This window comes from Peribacillus sp. RS7, assembly GCF_041956845.1.
Classification (GTDB): domain Bacteria; phylum Bacillota; class Bacilli; order Bacillales; family DSM-1321; genus Peribacillus.
Map to the genome: position 1 here is coordinate 4,691,913 of NZ_CP168135.1, position 17,951 is coordinate 4,709,863.

General features: G+C 37.6%; 12 protein-coding genes and 2 pseudogenes. All 14 read left to right on the forward strand.

What is annotated here, in order from left to right; genetic code table 11:
- The first annotated feature begins 76 nt into the window (after positions 1-76).
- Entirely contained in the window at positions 77-1,876 is a 1,800-nt protein-coding gene (locus tag ACDZ29_RS23400; RefSeq protein ID WP_375088829.1) for an acyl-CoA dehydrogenase family protein, read from the forward strand.
- A 56-nt stretch (positions 1,877-1,932) separates the two neighbouring features.
- On the forward strand, positions 1,933-3,120 hold the full coding sequence (locus ACDZ29_RS23405) for a CaiB/BaiF CoA transferase family protein (protein WP_375088830.1): 1,188 nt from the start codon (positions 1,933-1,935) through the stop codon (positions 3,118-3,120).
- A gap of 587 nt (positions 3,121-3,707) precedes the next feature.
- Positions 3,708-4,883 (forward strand): acyl-CoA dehydrogenase family protein, encoded by a 1,176-nt coding sequence (locus tag ACDZ29_RS23410; RefSeq protein ID WP_375088831.1) that lies wholly within the window; start codon positions 3,708-3,710, stop codon positions 4,881-4,883.
- A 226-nt stretch (positions 4,884-5,109) separates the two neighbouring features.
- Positions 5,110-5,916 carry an MFS transporter gene (locus tag ACDZ29_RS23415; RefSeq protein WP_375088832.1) on the forward strand — a complete coding sequence of 269 codons (807 nt, stop codon included), beginning with the start codon at positions 5,110-5,112 and terminating at the stop codon, positions 5,914-5,916.
- On the forward strand, positions 5,901-6,425 hold the full coding sequence (locus ACDZ29_RS23420; protein WP_375088833.1) for an MFS transporter: 525 nt from the start codon (positions 5,901-5,903) through the stop codon (positions 6,423-6,425). The genes ACDZ29_RS23415 and ACDZ29_RS23420 overlap by 16 nt, the downstream gene beginning before the upstream one ends.
- Positions 6,426-6,564: 139 nt before the next feature.
- On the forward strand, positions 6,565-8,190 hold the full coding sequence (locus ACDZ29_RS23425; protein ID WP_375088834.1) for a long-chain fatty acid--CoA ligase: 1,626 nt from the start codon (positions 6,565-6,567) through the stop codon (positions 8,188-8,190).
- On the forward strand, positions 8,180-9,043 hold the full coding sequence (locus tag ACDZ29_RS23430) for a 3-hydroxyacyl-CoA dehydrogenase family protein (protein ID WP_375088835.1): 864 nt from the start codon (positions 8,180-8,182) through the stop codon (positions 9,041-9,043). The genes ACDZ29_RS23425 and ACDZ29_RS23430 overlap by 11 nt, the downstream gene beginning before the upstream one ends.
- Before the next feature lie 324 nt (positions 9,044-9,367).
- Positions 9,368-10,552, forward strand: a complete 1,185-nt coding sequence (locus ACDZ29_RS23435; protein WP_375088836.1) for a thiolase family protein — start codon at positions 9,368-9,370, stop codon at positions 10,550-10,552.
- A 134-nt stretch (positions 10,553-10,686) separates the two neighbouring features.
- A complete protein-coding gene (locus tag ACDZ29_RS23440) occupies positions 10,687-11,469 on the forward strand; it encodes an enoyl-CoA hydratase/isomerase family protein (protein WP_375088837.1) in 783 nt (260 codons plus the stop codon).
- Positions 11,470-11,565: 96 nt separating this feature from the next.
- Positions 11,566-11,997: a PaaI family thioesterase gene (locus tag ACDZ29_RS23445; RefSeq protein ID WP_375088838.1), complete on the forward strand. Its 432-nt coding sequence runs from the start codon at positions 11,566-11,568 to the stop codon at positions 11,995-11,997.
- Between the two features lie 1,512 nt (positions 11,998-13,509).
- Positions 13,510-14,364 (forward strand): hypothetical protein, encoded by an 855-nt coding sequence (locus ACDZ29_RS23450; RefSeq protein ID WP_375088839.1) that lies wholly within the window; start codon positions 13,510-13,512, stop codon positions 14,362-14,364.
- Between the two features lie 43 nt (positions 14,365-14,407).
- Positions 14,408-15,319, forward strand: coding sequence for a VanW family protein (locus tag ACDZ29_RS23455; RefSeq protein ID WP_375088840.1), 912 nt, complete (start codon positions 14,408-14,410; stop codon positions 15,317-15,319).
- Between the two features lie 526 nt (positions 15,320-15,845).
- Positions 15,846-16,898: pseudogene (locus ACDZ29_RS23460) on the forward strand (helix-turn-helix domain-containing protein).
- A 46-nt stretch (positions 16,899-16,944) separates the two neighbouring features.
- Positions 16,945-17,951: pseudogene (locus ACDZ29_RS23465) on the forward strand (PEP/pyruvate-binding domain-containing protein); the annotation flags it as partial.

Sequence of the window (17,951 nt, forward strand, 5' to 3'; positions counted from 1 at the left end):
TAAAAGATTAAAAGTAGGAATAACGAATAATTCATTATTAATAATTAAAATGAAACATTAAACAAGGGGGAATAATATGTGCGTGAAATTATTGAATTCTAATTCTAGAAAAGTCTATTCTGGTGCGATGCCCGACACGAAAGGATTAAACTTTTTTGAAGAAGATCAAAACTTGTCCTTTATACTTAAACATTATCTTTCCACTGAAAATTATGAACGTGCCCTTCCTCACTTAAAGGAGCTGGGGAAAATAGTCGGAACACGGCTAGATGAATTATCCCGATTGGCGGATAAGAATACTCCCGAGTTAATAAATTACGATGCAAAAGGGGAACGAGTAGACGAAGTTGCATATCATCCTTCCTATAAGGAAATGGAATCATTAGGATATGGAAAGTTTGCTCTTGTCGCTATGTCGCATAAACCGGTGCTAGGGTTTCCTACAAAATTACCGCACGTACTAAAGTACGGATTTTGGTATTTATTTGTCCAATCCGAGTTTGGTTTAGCTTGCCCGATGAGCATGACTGATTCCGCTGCACGGGTTTTAAGAAAATTTGGTGATCAAGGATTAAAAGAAACCTATTTGTCCCGTATGACTAGTACAGATATAAATACATTATGGACAGGTGCCCAATTTATGACAGAAAAACAAGGCGGGTCTGACGTAGGTGCTAATACGGTAACAGCAAAGAAAGTTGATGATCATTGGGAGATTTGGGGCGATAAATGGTTTTGTTCCAATGTTTCAGCAGATGTAGCATTAGTTTTGGCTCGCCCTGAAGGGGCCCCCGATGGTACGAAAGGTCTTGGAATGTTTTTAATGCCAAGAAAACTACCAGATGGATCTCTTAATAACTACAAAGTTAATCGTCTTAAAGATAAGTTTGGAACCCGCGATATGGCTTCTGGTGAGGTGACTTTTGAAGGAGCAGTTGCGTATGTTGTCGGAGATATTACAAAGGGTTTTAAACAAATGATGTCGATGGTAAATTCTTCGCGGTTATCGAACGCCGTACGTTCTAGCGCGATGATGCGGAGAGGCTTTTTAGAAGCACTCGTTTCAGCTCGCGGTCGTGTCGCATTCGGTAGCTCATTGTCTGAAAAACCCCTTATGAAAGAAACGCTTTTTGAACTATTGCTAGATTGCGAAGCAGCTGCGTCCATCACGTTTTACACAGCATCCGTTTATGATAAATCTGATCAAGGGAACCGGAAAGACGAAAGGCTATTACGAATTTTGACGCCATTGTTAAAAGGATACATTTGTAAACGTGCAAGATATTCTACCTCTGAAGGAATGGAAGCCAGAGGAGGAAATGGATATATCGAGGATTGGATAGATTCAAAACTTGTACGGGATGCTCACGTGGGTTCCATTTGGGAAGGTACTACGAATATTGTTGCATTGGACGTTGTTAGAGCGTTAGTGAAAGACGAAGCAGGAGAAATCTTTTTTAACGACCTATACAATCGATTGGATGGCATTACGAATTCTTTGACTAAACAGATTGGGAAGCTTCTTCTGCAAATATCCAAAAAAGTCGAATTGCAATCAAACAGGATAATGAGTCTGAATGGACCAGAAAGGGAATTGCCTGCTAAACAATTAATGAACCGGATGTATCATATATTCACTGCAAGTCTTTTACTAAATGAAGCAGAAATACAAATTACAGCCCAAGAAAACTATCGAAAATTATACATGGCTTTGCAGTATATCTATCGTTATTTGCTTTCAAGTGGCTTGGATGAACTTAATTACATTGATTCATCATTATTGCAATGGTTTGATGCTATTGTTGACTTTGACCAAGTATCAAAGGGGGCGGTAGAAGGTTTGTTGGAAAACATGAAACAGACCGTGAAACTTTAAACAATCAATATGTACGAAAAGTTGTAGGATAACGTTAAAGGATAGAGGTGAGAACAATGAATGGAGCATTAAGCCGGATAAAAGTTCTTGATTTAAGTCGAGTCGTGGCTGGTCCTGTTTGCACAAGCATTTTAGGAGATTTAGGTGCAGATATCATTAAAGTGGAAGGGCCGGATTTCTTGGATGAAACACGAACATGGTTTCCTCCTGACATTGAAGATATTAGTTTGTATTATATGGCAGTTAATCGAAATAAACGTGCTATAACGGTGAATTTAAAGACAAAAGAAGGAATTCAAATCATAAAAAAACTCATCCAGGAATCTGATGTTATAGTAGAAAATTTTAAGACAGGAACGATGGAGCGGTTAGGACTGGGTTATGAAGACTTGAAAGCGTTAAACCCTAAAATAATTCACTGTTCCATTACAGGGTTTGGGCATACAGGGCCGTATAAACAATTGCCTGGATATGACTTTCTTGCTCAGGCAATGAGTGGTTTTATGAGTGTGAATGGCACATCCGATGGTGAACCTGTAAAAGCAGGGATCGCAATGGCCGATTTATATACAGGTCTATATGCAATCATTAGCATATTGGCTGCTCTGGAGGCAAGGAATCATACCGGTCGTGGTCAGCATTGTGACATCTCTCTTATGGACTCAATGGTTGCTTCTTTGCTAAATATAGGAACAGGTTTTTTAAACACAGGAAATCTACCTAAGCGATATGGTAATCAGCATCCGACCCTCGTTCCCTATCAGAATTTCAAAACAAAAGATAAAGAGATAATAATTGCAGTAGGCAACGACATGCAATTCCATCGTCTTTGTTCATTAATAAATGTAGGGGAATTACCACAGGATGAACGTTTTGCAACAGCTAATACAAGAATCATATATAGGGAAGAGTTAATTCCTAAAGTACAAGAAGCGATATTAACAAAAACAGCAGATGAATGGCTTACTATCTTCCAAGAAAACAATATTCCTTGTGGTCCTATCAATACTTTAGAAAAAGTCTTTACAAATGAACAGGTACTTGAAAGGCAAATGATTCAGGAAGTTGAACATCCCACAGTTGGAATTGTTAAACTTTTGGGATCACCTATAAAACTTTCGGATACACCTGTCACAATCGAGAGGCATCCCCCTTTACATGGTGAGCATACCGAAGAAATATTGTTAGAATTAGGGTACGATAAACAAGAAATTGAAACGTTCATGAAGGAGAAGGTCATTTGAAAATTCTGGGTTCGACTGCTAGAGTCGACCAATATGTGCTTGTTTTTAGGTCTAATATAATTGTTTCCCTTCTTGCAATGTACTTATTTTAGTGTTGGGATCCTGGCAGATAAATTCTGGCGCCGTTCTGTTAAAGTTAATCTGCTGCAATTCTTTTAGTGATGGCTTACCTTAATGATTTACTTCTTTATTGGGATTTCACTATGAAAGGCCATATGTGGTATTGATACATACATGAGTGAAAGTTTACACATATTCCTGATAAAGCTGTTGTATGGAGGCATAAAACGTGGTACAAATTTAGATGGAAATGGATCTATTTGTAAGCGGTGTTAATATATAACACAAATCAACCGGATAAGGCCTAGCTAGTATAAGTACTACCTATGTCTTAGGTGTAGGTATTTATACACTGTATATCCGGAAAAAAACTAAAGATTCCATTCGGAATTAAGAAAATAATACTACTTTAAAAAAAGATAGCGCTTTCTATGTCCGTTTCAGTCAACGATAAGATGACATCAACCTAGATAAAATGATGGGCAATCAATCTTAATAACCGTGCATTAGAAATGGAGTGGGTTTTTATGTATTTACGCTTAACAGATGAACAAAAAATGGTTCAACAAACCATTCGGAAATTCGTGGAGAATGAGCTAATCCCTCTTGAAAATGATGTATTAAAAAATGAGAGGGAAGGAAGGCCGGGCATTTCTCCAAAAAAATTGATGGAGCTACAGTTAAAGGCAAGGGAATTCGGATTTTGGGGAATCAATACACCGGAAGAGTATGGCGGAGCGGATATTGGGCAAGTGATGATGGCCATAGTAACGATGGAGGTAGCCAAAACATTTGTGCCCTTTAAGTTTGGTGGTTATGCCGATAATATTCTGTATTACGGGAATGAAGAACAAAAGAACAAATATTTAATTCCAACGATTAATGGTGAGAAAAAATCATGTTTTGCTATAACGGAACCTAATGCCGGTTCGGATACAAGAAACATTAAAATGATTGCTGTTAAAGAGGGAAATGAATGGGTGTTAGACGGTGAAAAAACATTTATTACCGGAGGCAATGACGCCGACTTCGCGTTGGTCATTGCGATTACCGATAAGGAAAAGCACGAAGCTAACGGCAGAGATGGTGTCACTTGCTTTATCGTTGATAGGGAAATGGGATGGAAATCAGAGTATATTCATACGATGGGGGAATGGGGTCCGGCCGCCTTAGTATTTGACAATGTTCGTGTTCCAGAAGAAAACATTTTAGGCGAGATTAACGGGGGCTATAATCTTGGCCTGGAGTGGATTGGCTTTCAGAGGTGGCTCGTGGGCGCCCGCGCAGTCGGAATGGGAGAGCGATTGTTGCAAATGGCGATTGAGTATGCAAAGGAGCGGGAAACATTTGGCCGACCACTCGCGGATAGACAAGCCATTCAGTGGCAAATCGCCGATTCAGCGGTTGAAATAGAATCTGCGAAATGGCTTGTGTTGAATGCTGCTTTTACCCTTGATCAAGGGGAAGATAATCGCTACTTAGCTTCCATGGCTAAATTGTATGGAGCAAACATCGGGAACCGGGTAGTGGACCGTGTTATGCAAATTCATGGAGGAATGGGTTATACGAGGGAACTGCCGATCGAACGTTGGTACCGCGAAGCCAGACTGTGGAGAATCTATGATGGAACAGATGAAATTCAGCGTATGATCATTTCCAGAAGCTTGCTGAAAGGGCATGCTAAAGTGGGGCAATTTCTTTAAGGGAATGTACAGACAAAATATTATGGGAAACCGGTAAATCGGAAAAGACGTCTAGAAAATCACGGATGCTAGAGTGGGAATGAAAGCGGTGAGTTCGGAATCAAACAAAGAGGAGACACTTGATGACTTCTATGTTATAGAATAGGCCCTTTAGTAGAGGGAGAAATATGATCTTACCTCGCAAGTTGAGTTAAACGGTGTGACTTTATTTCAGGATGCATTTTAGATGGAAATTAAAATGAGAGAAAATAAAAAGAAATGGGGAACGCTTATGCGCTGGACTGTACTTCTTCTGTTATTTCTCGGAATGATTATCAATTTTGCCGATAAATCAATCGTTGGACTTGCCGCTGTACCTATCATGAAAGAGTTTGATCTCTCCTATGCGGATTGGGGGCTGGTAGGAAGCAGTTATTATTGGCTTTATCCAGTGACTGGAGTTATTGGAGCAGCATGGGCTGATCGAGCCGGAGCTAAAAAAGTGCTTGGATTTTTAATGATAATGTGGACTGTTTTGCAATTTGGTGTTTTGGCCATTACAGCTTTACCTCTTTTGATCCTATATAGAATTTTATTAGGGGCATTTGAGGGGCCGTTTAGTCCTGTTTCTTATAGTCATGTGAATAAGTGGTTTCCGCCGAAACAGAGGGCATTCGCCACTTCCATCGTGGTGTCCGGAGGAACTGTCGGTGCAATGATTGTGGCGCCGCTCCTTGTATTCTTAATTGCCACTATGGGATGGAAGATAGCTTTCGCCTGCCTTGGGGCGGCAAGCCTTGTATGGTTCTTCCTGTTCCAATTCACTAAGGAAAATCCAAATGAAGTATATGAAGAAGAACACAAGAAAAAGAAAGAAAAACTAAAGAAATTAAACTTGAAAGATTTTGTCGTGCTCCTCGCATCGCCTTCTGCATTATTTACAACACTAGCATATTGTTCAACCTATCTTCTTGTCGTTTGGTTTTCGGTTTGGCTACCAATTTATTTGGTCGAGGCGGTGAACATGTCATCTGCCAAATGGGGTATAGTGTAGCCATCATAGGTGTAGCATCTATCGTTATTTATATGGGTGTGTCAGTGCTATCCGATCATTTATTCAAAAATAATCAAAATTGGAGAGTTTCTCGAGTATTTGTCGTAGCTGGAGCAATGATCATGGGTGCATTATTTATGGCATCCAATACGTTTTTTCAAAATCCATTTTGGGTTGTCATGGCAATGTGTTTTGCAAAAGGGCTGACATATGCAATTATTCCGATCGGACCCACGATAATGATAAATGAGCTTCCTGAACGCGGCGGTTTGATGACCAGCATTTTAACATCATCGGGCAATATCGCAGGCATTATAGCACCACTTTTAACAGGGTACATCATCAGTTTAGCTGGAGGAGACAAAATTGTAGGCTATAACTTATCTATTTGGTTCATGGCAATTCTCGTCTTTGTATTTGCTATACTATTTGCGATTTTTGTTAGACCTTCTTCGGTCAAAGGGAATATTGATGTCCAGCAAAATGAACTACCTGAAAATGTTAATTAATTTTAGCCGAAAACACCCTGAAACATATTAAAACTAAATCCAACATGAAAAATATTAACGAATTGGTAATAAGCCATATTTTAATAGTAGCCGGAGGAATCGTATCGTGAAAATAAGGATGAGAGAGAGGAAGAACTTTATGAATCATTTAATAAATAGGCCTTGGTATAAGTTTTATAAGGAACCTAAAGAACTGAAAGTGCCTGAAACTTCTTTGTATTCCATTTTGAAAGAAACAGTCAAACTATATGGTGAGCGGGTTGCAATCATTTATGAACATACAAATACAACTTACAGTGAGTTAAAAGATAAAGTTGACCGCGTAGCTGCTGCGTGGAAAGAATTAGGTATCCAAAAAGGTGAGAGAATTGGATTGATGGTTGCCAATCATCCTGACTATATTATTTCATATTATGCTGCACAAGCACTTGGATTAATAGTCGTACAAATTAATCCAATGTATACACCACGGGAACTTTTGTACATTTTAAAAGACTGTCAAGTTTCTTATCTTGTGGTGGACCCGGACGCATTAAAAGCGGTACGTCAAATATGCAATTTATACACATTCGAAAATATTTTCGTTTCCCAAATGAGAAATGATGATCGAAATAGCAAGTTTATAGATTTTGATGAGCTAAAAAAATATTCGCATCATTTGGAAAAGCAAGCATCTATTTCAACTACAAATGATGTTGCAGTTATTCAGTATACAGGTGGAACTACCGGGAAAATGAAAGGTGCGATGTTGACTCATTACAATTTAATCGCCAATTTGATGCAAGGTTATAGCTTACTTAAGGACAAAATGGTACCTGGACAGGAAGTGATCTTAACTGCTGTTCCTCTATACCACGTTTATGGGATGAATTCTATAATGAATTTAGGGGTGTACATCGGGGCAACGTTGCTATTATTCAAGAAGTTCCAAGTAGAAGAAGTATTGGAGAATATTAAAGAATATCGTCCTACTTTCCTCCCAGGTGTTCCAAAAATGTACAATGCTTTTGTCAACCATCCAAATGTCGAGAGGTTCGGGTTGGATTGCTTTAAATTATGTTCGTGCGGATCATCACCGCTTCCTGTCCAAGTAATTAAACGTTTTGAGCAATTAACAGGAGCTGAAATTTTAGAAGCGTTCGGTCTATCTGAAGCCTCACCGTTAACGCACCGAAATCCACCTATAGGAATGAGAAAGGTCGGAAGTATCGGGATACCGGTTCCTGGTACAGATTGTATAATCGTCGATGATAACAATCAAGAACTGCCCTCGAAGTGCATTGGGGAATTATTAATAAAAGGGCCACAAGTAATGAAAGGTTATTGGAACAATGAGCAAGAAACATATAGCTCTTTACAAAATGGATGGCTTTATACCGGCGATTTAGCCATGATGGACGAAGATGGTTATTTTTACATTGTCGGACGAAAAAAAGAAATGATCATTGTGGGGGGCTTTAATATATATCCTCAGGAAGTCGAGGGTGTCCTATATGAGCATCCAGATGTAAAAGAGGCAGCAGTAGTTGGCATTCCAAACCTAGTGAACGGAGAAACTGTAAAAGCGTATGTTGTTCCAAAAGATGGATGTCAGATCGATTTAGAGGAATTAAGAGGTCAATGCTACCTTAAGCTAACCCGTTATAAAGTCCCAAAGGAGTTTGAAATACGAGACTCATTACCTCGGAACACAGTCGGGAAGTTACTTAAAAGATTACTAGTTAAAGAGGAACAAGAGAAGGGAGCTAGCGAGAATGCGAATTGAAGATATCTCTAAAATAGCGGTAATCGGCTCAGGAACGATGGGATCGCAAATCGCCATGATATGCGCATTGAGGGGATATTCGGTTGTTTTATATGATATTAGCGATGAGAATCTAATACAGGCCAAGAAGTCACTCCAAGGCCATATGGATAGAAGAGTAAAAAAAGGAAGATTAATAGAGGAAGAAGTAAGTGATGCATTTAGCAAAATGACTTTTTCTTCTAAGTTTGAGGAGATGAAGGATGTAGATTTTGTAATCGAAGCAATTGTGGAGAAACTTGATGCCAAACGTGAATTATTTACAAAGCTAGATAAGGTGACGCCGGAACATGCTGTTCTGGCAACGAATAGTTCGACAATTGTAAGTTCGAAAATTGCAGACGCAACGAATCGCCCTGATAAGGTTTGCAATGTTCACTTTTTTAATCCGCCACTTGTCATGGAGCTCGTAGAAGTGGTGCTTGGCCCGCATACTTCGGAGGAGACGGCTCAAATAGCTATAGAGCTTATAAAGCGCATTCGAAAAATTCCTGTCTTGCTTAAAAAAGAAATTTCCGGCTTTATTGCAAACCGAATTTTAGGAAAGTTAACGGACGAAGCGGTGTATTTACTAGAAAATGGGTATGCCGACCATGAAGAAATTGACCTTGTTTGTACGAAAGCGTTAAACCATCCGATCGGGCCTTTTGCACTTATGGATTTGACTGGCATTGATGTCAACAATTTCGTTCGCATGCAACGCTACCAGGAAAGTGGCAATGAAGCAGATATGCCGGCTAAAATTGTACAAGAAAAAGTTCGTAAAGGAGAACTTGGCCGAAAAACAGGAATAGGATTTTACACATATGATTAACCAAAGCATAATTCTTCATCAGGTGGCCTTCATCCTTAGCGGATAAGAAGAGGAATTTCCTATCCATATGCAGCTGCCGAAATATGGTTTCTGTACAAAAAAATCCATTCCTAAGCTTTTGGAGGTTGCAAAAATTTTTATATATATAACTGACTTAAAGGATTAAATCCGCCAATAAACTTTTTTATGGGATTAGAGATATTTCCAATTATTTAGGATGCGGGAATTAAGAGAGTTATTTGAAAGTATATCTGAAGTCTAGAATAAATTGTTTCAAATTAGCTGAAAAAAGAATACAGCTAAATATAGAGAGGAGTAAATGAGATGGGAGAAGATATTGTTATTGTTAGTGCAGTTCGAACGCCAATTGGAAGTTACGGCGGTTATTTTAAAGACATCAGTTCGGGTCATTTGGCGAGTATTGTAATTCAAGAAGCTGTTAAAAGGGCTAGAATAATTCCCGAACAAGTGGATGAGGTCATTTTAGGCGAAGTCAGACAATCGACTGAATCATCCAATGTGGCGAGGGTTGCTGCATTAAGGGCAGGGATTCCGGATACTGCACCTGCCTTCACAGTCAACCGATTATGTGCATCGGGGATGCAAGCTATTGCTTCGGCCGTACAACAACTCACCTCTAATCAAGCTAATATCGTCGTTGCAGGTGGTACGGAAAATATGAGCCGAGGTCCAATCTATTTAAGAAATACACGTTTCGGTGGTGACCGAGTTATCTTAATAGACTCTAATATAGAAGTCGGACAGCAGCCGCAAGAAATATACGGAAAACATTTAGGTATGGGAATCACAGCTGAGAATGTAGCGGAACGCTACAATATTTCTAGGGAAGATCAGGACGCTTTTTCGATAGAAAGTCAACGAAGAACTGCAAAAGCAATAGAAGCAGGAACGTTTAAAGATGAAATCATACCTGTCGGGGTCGTGGTCGGGAAGAAAGCGCTTACTATTACAACGGATGAGCATCCTCGTCCTGAAACAACAAAGGAAAAGCTTTCGAACCTAAAGCCAGCGTTTAAAGAAAATGGGACTGTCACAGCTGGTAATGCCTGTGGCCGGAATGATGGAGCTTCAGCATTGGTGTTAATGAAAGCAGGTGAGGCTTCACGCTTAGGCATGAAGCCGCTCGCCAAGATTGTAGACTGGTCCACGGCAGGAGTTTCTCCTGAAATAATGGGAATCGGACCGGTACCAGCCGTTGAAAAATTGTTAAAGCGTACGGAAAAAAAACAGGAAGATATCGGGCTTATTGAACTAAATGAAGCATTTGCTTCTCAAACATTAGCGGTTATTAGAGAACTCCGTCTTGATTCAAACAAGGTCAATGTGAACGGAGGAGCAATTGCTCTTGGTCATCCAGTAGGTATGACTGGTGCCCGCATCGTAACAACCTTAATACATGAAATGATTCGAAGACAAGAACGGTATGGAATTGCGACCCTCTGTGTAGGAGGCGGCCAGGGCATGGCCATTATGTTTGAAACAATATAACAAAAAATTCGGTAGCATACGAGTCTTGTATTTTATGGTACTAAAATATTGAAACCCCACCTATTTTTAAAGTTATATTCCTATTAAGCGAGAAATCTTGATTCCTTAAGAAAAATTAAGAAGGAGTGTTATAAATGGGAACATGCACAAATATAGAAGTTTATAAAAAAGGACAAATTGTTTTTGTTATGATTAATCGTCAGAAGCAGAGGAATGCCTTAAATAAAGAGACTTTAGACGAGATAACAGAGGCTTTAGAAGAATTAAGACAAGATGAATCTGTAGAATGTGTGGTGTTTACTGGAAAGGGAGTTGAATCGTTCGCAGCAGGAGCTGACATTAGTCAATTAAGGGAAAAGACCATGGGTGATGCGCTAAAACCTGGCGGTATGCAGCATGTATATAATTTAATAGAAGCTTATGAGAAGCCTACAATTGCGATGATAAACGGGTTTGCGCTTGGAGGAGGATGTGAATTAGCCATGTCATGTGACATTCGGATTGCTTCTACCAATGCAAAAATCGGTCTTCCAGAACTAAACTTGTCAATTATTCCAGGTGCTGGAGGGACACAGCGGTTAGCGAGAATCGTCGGAAAAGGAAAAGCGCTGGAAATGATTTTAATGGGGAAAATTATTGATGCAAATGAAGCGTTTCGTATTGGACTCATATCTGAAGTGACAAGTCCCGAAGACCTTCCGGCAAAGGTAGAAGAAGTTGCCTCTCAAATCCTTGCAAAAGGGCCATTGGCCGTTAAATTGGCTAAAATTGCTGTGAATTTAGGCTCTGATGTCGACCTGAAAACAGGATTGATGATAGAAAAATTAGCTCAGGCCGTTCTCTTTTCATCAGAAGATAAAAAAGAGGGAACAACTGCATTTTTGGAAAAAAGGAAGCCGCATTTTCAAGGGAAATAAGAGATATAACTAAATATTAACTTAACATTGATACATAAAAAGTGGTTGAAATAATAGAAGTTAAGCTGAATTTTAATCACTTAAAGACAAATAATCATGAAACAAGAGAGGATGGACAAGACCTTGACAATAACATTGGAAGATATTCAGAAAGATTTTGAAAGCAATCCATTTCTTTCGCATATCGGATTTCAAATTATTTACTTTGAAGAAGGGAATGTCAAGGTAAAGTTACAAATTGAAGAATATTTGCTTAATACAAATGGAACTTTACATGGAGGTGTTTATGCTACGATGCTTGATTTTATCCTTGGAATGGTTCTTCGATCCGTTACAAAGACTAGATGTGTGACAACAAATCTAACCATACATTATCTAGCGAGTATGTCAGCAGGAGAATTATATGCTGAAGCAACAATCCTTCAGCAAGGATATAAGCTTGCTTTTGCTGAGGGAGAAATAAAGGACAGGAAAGGAAATGTTATTACAAAGGGCATTGGAACATTTAAGCTTATTCGAAATGAATAATAAAAACGGTGATTAATTAGAGGAAACCTGTAAAGCATAAAGGAATAGTAATCTTTATACATCGAGTATTTCCATCTATTGTCGCAGGTAGAGATAAAAGCTTAAAAGCTAGCATAACCCTTTTAATTATAACTATAAGGAATTTAAAAGGGTATGGTTATAGATAGACATCTATGCGACGAACTACTAATAGAGGTGACCATATAAATAAGGCTATTGCAGAACGGTTGAATAAAAAAGCCATTTTAATTGGGTCCAGATTAAACTATAGAAATTAATAATCTCCAACAGGCACTTATTGAAATTTCTTCAGATGATTTAAATGAAATTGAAAGCGCAACAGAATTATTAGAGAAGGAAATAAAACTAACAGCTCACCTATTGGTAGACATGCTGCACCGCCTTCAGGATTTGAAAAACTTTAAAACTTGTATTTGGAGCTGTTGTTGGGATTACTGCTGCTACTTTAATAGTTCAAGACTTGTATAAATTAGGTGCTTATTCTGCTTGCCACAAGTGGGGTAAAAAGAAACCTAAAGTTAATAAGGCATGTAAAGCACTAGGATACTGGCAAAATATCCGAAACTAAGGAGGAAACACAATGTTTGACATACCTGACTTTTCGAGAGTGAAAATGCTGAAATTAACGATACATTCTTTGGTTTTATGCATTTTATTAAGCCTAGTTAGTTTAATTATTAACGATGTTTTTTCAATTATCGTTGATGAAAGAACTAATTTAAATTTATTTTTCATTCCAATAATCATGGTTTTTTGGGTTTTGTTAGTAATTAAAAAACCAACATACCAAAAGTAATTTCTGGATAGGAGTCTGGGCACAATGCTCAGGCTTTTTTTTTGCCCTAATTGTGATGACATAAGTCAGAAAGACATACTGAGTATAAGAAGTATCTTTTGCTTGTTTCTAAGATACCAAGTCCATTTTGAATTATTCAGTTCATCACTGTTCTCTTCGAATTGTTCATGGCAAATGTGAATGGTTTTTATGATTTCTGGAATTGATCACCATATTCGACGAATTTCAGGAAACCCCTAAGCGGGATACTCTCCACTTGGTAAGGATATTCTGTCCATCTTCTATAACTTGTTCTCATAAAGACCACCCCCTATAAATGTTCTCTTTGTTCCTTATGATTAAGAGTAATGAAATTTGACCATTTAACTTTTTGCTCCCTGGTTAGAACAGATGTAGTCGGTTTCTTTTTTTCAAATGTGAGGTTAAACACTTAAATTAAGATGTACTAGCTTATAGAAACAGTTTAACAAAGAGAGATAGAGGTTAAATTTACCACGAGAAATATCAATGCATTCCACTTTCAAAATGAACTTTTTGATTGAGCCATTTTATGCCTTTATAGCTGATTCCCCCAAACCCAGTGTTTTAGAACATAAATTAACAGGGAGGAGTTTAATTTGAAAAATTCCCAAGTATTTGAAGGTGTTCAACTGATCATGTCCTGAAATAATAAGAAAAAGTGTAGGAGAAAACAAATGAAAAACAAAAAAATTTATCAGGTATTTATCGCTATTTTTATAATTGTCTTAATGGTCGATCACTCAGTCTATGCAATTGAATGGGAAGATGAAGAAGTACCCATTAGCTTTAAAATTGAGATGTTACCTTGGGAGATTGTAAACAACATTATTCCTAATAAAACAAATTTCACCATTATTGATATTGAAACTGGTTTATCATTTAAGGTACAACGAAGAGCAGGTAGCCATCATGCCGACGTACAGCCACTAACCAAAGAAGATACTCAAATCATGAAGAAAATTTATAATAATAAATGGAGTTGGAATAGAAGAGCCATTATTGTATTAATCAATAATCAAATGATTGCTGCATCAATGCACGGAATGCCACATGGTGCTGGTGCACTTCAAAATGGTTTTTCAGGTCATTTCTGTGTTCATTTCTCTGGAAGCATTACGCATCGTTTGAAAAACGAAGACCTTTCTCATAAATTAATGGTATTGAAAGCGGCTGGTAAGCTTGATGATTATATTCAAACGGTAAGTCCCTATGAACTTATACGTATTTTTACCATTGCCATTAATCAAGGAAATCAGAAATTATTAGCAATGACCTTATCAAATCCGAGTCATCCTAATCGAGTCAATAAACTTGTTAAAGATATTACATATTTTGGAGTAGTTGACCCTTTAAGACAACCTCCTGAACTACTAAATGGGCTATTTCTCGTGGATGTACCCGTTCAAGTAGCTTTTTATAAGAAGAGAGAAGGTAAAGAAATAAAGGTTATGCATTTTATGATCCGAAGGGAGAGTTTGACTGATCGTTGGTTCATTGATCAAGATGCGATCTATGAAGACTTAAAATAAGATTTGTAAAAATAAATTCCAATCCAGTATGGGGGTGAATTCTATGCGATTATCATGGATTGCCGGACTTTTACTATTCGTTCAACCAGTGAATATTTCTGAAAGCATAGCTGTAACCCACCAAGGACAAACGATTGCTAGTGTCAACCATGCTGATATTACTATGCCCTTACTAGATGTTCCTATCATGGACGTGGATAAATACAATCAATTTGTCGAAAAAATAGACCGACAAGTTTACCAAAAACCTGTAAATGCCACAATAGACAAACAAGGTAATATTCTTCCTGGGCGGGTAGGTTACAAGCTATACCATCAAGCATTTAAAGAGCAATTTTATTCCTTTTTGTACAGTAGTAGAGCCTATAAACTAGAAGTACCTTTGCTTGCTATTCATCCAAAAGTAGATAGCGAATTACTTGCGGAGATTCGTGAAAAAAAGATAGGTGAATATAGAACTTATTTTAATGTGAACAACAAAAATCGTACAAATAATATCTTGCTTGCTACAGAAGCCATTAATAATTATGTCGTGTTTCCAGGAGAGGTGTTTTCTTTTAATCAATCCGTTGGCAAGAGATCAGTAAATAAAGGATATATGCTCGCTCGAGTTATCGTTAAAGGAGAGTTTTCTGAAGGAATTGGTGGAGGGATATGTCAGGTGTCATCCACCCTGTTTAATGCTATCGACAATGCAGGGTTGCAAACTATTCAACGCTATTCCCATACTAGGAGCGTTCCGTATGTTCCATCTGGCCGCGATGCTACAGTAAGTTGGTATGGTCCTGATTTTAGTTTTAAAAACAAGTACAATCAACCTATCCTAATCCGAGCTACAACGCAAGGAGGAATGGTAAGTATCAGGGTTTACTCTTCAGATATGGTAAATTATAAGACACGAAAAGTTCCCGCTGCTTCAAATCAGATATCAAAAGAACAGATTTACCGTTCGTAAAAGTACACTTTTACGAGCGGATTGTTTTTTTATAAAATCACCTACTTTTCTGAAAAATTTCATTTTTAATCCAACAATATGGACGGAATACGCAATAGCCCCGCCGTTGTATAATTTCTGAACCTTACCTTGTACCTAATCTTCGGATCAATATAAATGAATTTCACCAACAATTAAATCCTGATACTGGCTATAGAATTGTTTCCTGGCTGCAGGAGTAACAAACTCCACCGGCTGGCTTTATCCGGTTATTACTGCATCGGTATATTGATAATTAATAACCTTAAGCCAATCACATGATCGTTTTCTAATTTGTAAGGTAGATTATGTAAATGAAAAGCCGAAACTATACTTTAATAGTGTTTTTATTGTAGCTTTAATATAAAGTTAGATAATTTTAAACAATATTTGGGGATTTTTGTGTAGGTTTAATTTTATATATCACAAGAAATATCAAACTAAAAGAAATTGATACCTCATATAATTTTTTAAAGGAGTGAGATAAAAGAATGAACAGATACAGCTTATGATTGATTGGATTGAAGACAATTTAAAAAATCAATTTTCACTAGATGAACTATCTAATTATATGGGATAGTCCCCTTATTATTGTTCGTTTAAATTTCACCAAGTAACAGGTATAAGTATTAGGCGCTATATTCTTCTTAGAAGATTGTATTTATCCACGGAAGATTTAGCAAATAACAGGAAGATAATTGACGTAGCCTTTGATTACGATTATTCTACGCAAGAAGCATATAGCAGAGCCTTTAAAACTGTTTTTGGTATCAATCCTAGAGAATATCAACTTAACAAGTTGCCTGTACAGTCCCTTGTTAAGCTCACTATTAATAAAGGCGGGGAATGGTGTAGAATGAACGTTTCTAGAAAAATTGAGGTTGAACAGTTACAAAACGAGAAGAGTGAATTGTTTGACAAAGGTGTACTCAACATATTGAATGGTCAAGTTATGTATGAGGAGTTTAAAGATAACAGACTAATGGGAGATTCTGATTACGCTCCATTTAATGAAGCGATGTGTGTAAACGCGACTACTAAACAAGTTTTTGATAAAGAATTTATAAACACACGAGCTTCTGGACATCATGAGTCGGTAGAGAATTATATCAAAAAGGTCATTGTTCCATTAGACAATCTTTTTAATAAAGAGTATAAATGTATCGTTTTATGGTTTGGTGAAGACATGTTTTGTCAAATGAACCTACTTACCATACTTTCCTATCTTGAACAGTCCGGATATGAAGGCAAAGTGTTCTTAAATTGCTTCAGAGAGGATGAATTTAAAGTTAATCAAGCTGAACTTAAATTAGGTCATTATTATTCTGTATACGAGGAAGTATTGGTCAATCATAATAAACCATCAAATGAACTACTTCCGGTCATGTATCAGGCAATAGACATATATTTGGATATGCTAAAAGAAGATAATGCAGTAGTAAAGTATATTTCCAAAAATAAAGATTTAGCAACATCAGAATTAATTAATAGGTTATTTGCTCTGTTCCCAACAGTAGGCTATGGAGATTTACAATATATAGAGCTTATTAATAAAAATTAAAATTGGAAGTGGGAACAAGAATTTTTAAAGACAATCAATGAAGGGGTTTCCACAAGCTTCAGGGATTGTAATTACCGCTGATCCGATTACTTCTAACCGAAAGCTGCTATCAATCGATGCCAGTTTTGGACTTGGAGAAGCACTAGTCTCTGGCTTGGTATCTGCCGATTGTTATAAAGTACAGGAAGAGGAAATCGTCGATAAGATGATAGCAACCAAAAAATTGGCTATCTATGGACTAAAAGAAGGCGGAACAGAGATACAAATGATCGACCCTGATCAGCAAAAGACTCAAACACTTACTGAACAACAAATTTTACAACTAGTACGCACATGAAGACAGATCGAAGCTTATTTTGGTTACCCACAAGATATCGAATGGTGTATGGTTGATGATACATTTTATATTGTTCAGAGTCGACCAATCACTACTTTATACCCGATCCCTGAAGCGAATGATCAAGAAAATCACGTTTATGTATCTGTCGGTCATCAACAAATGATGACCGCCCCCATGAAACCATTGGGAATGTCTTTATTCCAGTTAACCTCTTTTGGAACCCGGTTTAAAGCTGGTGGAAGGTTATTTGTTGATGTGTTGATGTCACGCATAATCAGGCTTCGCCTGTCAGCAGAAAAACGATAATAGATACCTTGGGACAATCCGATCCGCTCATAAAGGACGCACTCATGACCATAGTAGAGCGAGGAGATTTTATTAAATCGTTACCAAATGATAAAAAAGAACTGAGTCCCAGTAAAAGCAATAAAGGTATGTCGTCTGCGGGTTTTTAAGCACAAATCGAAAACGATCCGACAATCGTTTCTGATTTGATTAAGAGTAGTCAAACATCGATAGAAGAGTTAAAACAAAACATCCAAACGAAATCAGGATCAGATTTATTTGATTTTATTCTAGAAGATATCCAGCAATTAAAGAAGATTTTATTTGACCCACAAAGTTTGGGTGTGATTATGGCTGCTATGGATGCTTCATCATGGATCAATGAAAAAATGAACATGTGGTTAGGTGAAAAAAACGTAGCAGAAACC

What these genes read in the sequence shown, in the direction of transcription:
- ACDZ29_RS23400 (WP_375088829.1), top strand. Translation starts at nt 77, where the DNA reads ATGTGCGTGAAATTATTGAATTCTAATTCTAGAAAAGTCTATTCTGGT.
- ACDZ29_RS23405 (WP_375088830.1), top strand. Translation starts at nt 1,933, where the DNA reads ATGAATGGAGCATTAAGCCGGATAAAAGTTCTTGATTTAAGTCGAGTC.
- ACDZ29_RS23410 (WP_375088831.1), top strand. Translation starts at nt 3,708, where the DNA reads ATGTATTTACGCTTAACAGATGAACAAAAAATGGTTCAACAAACCATT.
- ACDZ29_RS23415 (WP_375088832.1), top strand. Translation starts at nt 5,110, where the DNA reads ATGGAAATTAAAATGAGAGAAAATAAAAAGAAATGGGGAACGCTTATG.
- ACDZ29_RS23420 (WP_375088833.1), top strand. Translation starts at nt 5,901, where the DNA reads ATGGGGTATAGTGTAGCCATCATAGGTGTAGCATCTATCGTTATTTAT.
- ACDZ29_RS23425 (WP_375088834.1), top strand. Translation starts at nt 6,565, where the DNA reads ATGAATCATTTAATAAATAGGCCTTGGTATAAGTTTTATAAGGAACCT.
- ACDZ29_RS23430 (WP_375088835.1), top strand. Translation starts at nt 8,180, where the DNA reads ATGCGAATTGAAGATATCTCTAAAATAGCGGTAATCGGCTCAGGAACG.
- ACDZ29_RS23435 (WP_375088836.1), top strand. Translation starts at nt 9,368, where the DNA reads ATGGGAGAAGATATTGTTATTGTTAGTGCAGTTCGAACGCCAATTGGA.
- ACDZ29_RS23440 (WP_375088837.1), top strand. Translation starts at nt 10,687, where the DNA reads ATGGGAACATGCACAAATATAGAAGTTTATAAAAAAGGACAAATTGTT.
- ACDZ29_RS23445 (WP_375088838.1), top strand. Translation starts at nt 11,566, where the DNA reads ATGAAACAAGAGAGGATGGACAAGACCTTGACAATAACATTGGAAGAT.
- ACDZ29_RS23450 (WP_375088839.1), top strand. Translation starts at nt 13,510, where the DNA reads ATGAAAAACAAAAAAATTTATCAGGTATTTATCGCTATTTTTATAATT.
- ACDZ29_RS23455 (WP_375088840.1), top strand. Translation starts at nt 14,408, where the DNA reads ATGCGATTATCATGGATTGCCGGACTTTTACTATTCGTTCAACCAGTG.